Origin of the sequence: Actinocrinis puniceicyclus, assembly GCF_018283645.1 — a bacterium.
Taxonomy (GTDB): Bacteria; Actinomycetota; Actinomycetes; order Streptomycetales; family Catenulisporaceae; genus Actinocrinis; species Actinocrinis puniceicyclus.
The window spans coordinates 1-397 of the sequence record NZ_JAGSXH010000405.1; the positions used below are offsets into that span (position 1 = coordinate 1).

At 66.5% G+C, this 397-nt stretch carries 1 pseudogene; it reads left to right on the plus strand.

Features of this window, described 5'->3' with window-relative positions:
• A pseudogene (locus tag KGA66_RS29500) lies at positions 1-397 on the plus strand (M61 family metallopeptidase); the annotation flags it as partial.

The window sequence follows — 397 nt, forward strand, 5'->3', positions numbered from 1 at the left end:
ACCTATGACCGTGGTCGCCCGGGCCTGGCCTGGCGGCCGCTGCAGGACACCACCAATGACCCGACCATCGCGCAGCGCCGCACTCTGCCTTACCGCAACTATCAGATGAGCGAGGACTACTACTCCGGCGGCCAGATGCTGTGGCTGGAAGTGGAGGGCAAGCTGCGCGAACTGAGCGGCAACCGGCGTAGCCTGGATGACTTCGCACGTGCGTTCTTCGGCGTCGGCAACGGCGACTGGGACGTCAACCCGTACACCTTCAACGACGTGGTCGCGACCTTGAACGGCATCGCGCCGTATGACTGGGCGACGTTCCTGCGCGGGCGCCTGGACGGCCACGGCTCGTTGACCGGCGGCCTGGAACTGGCGGGCTGGAAGCTGGTCTACCGCGATACGC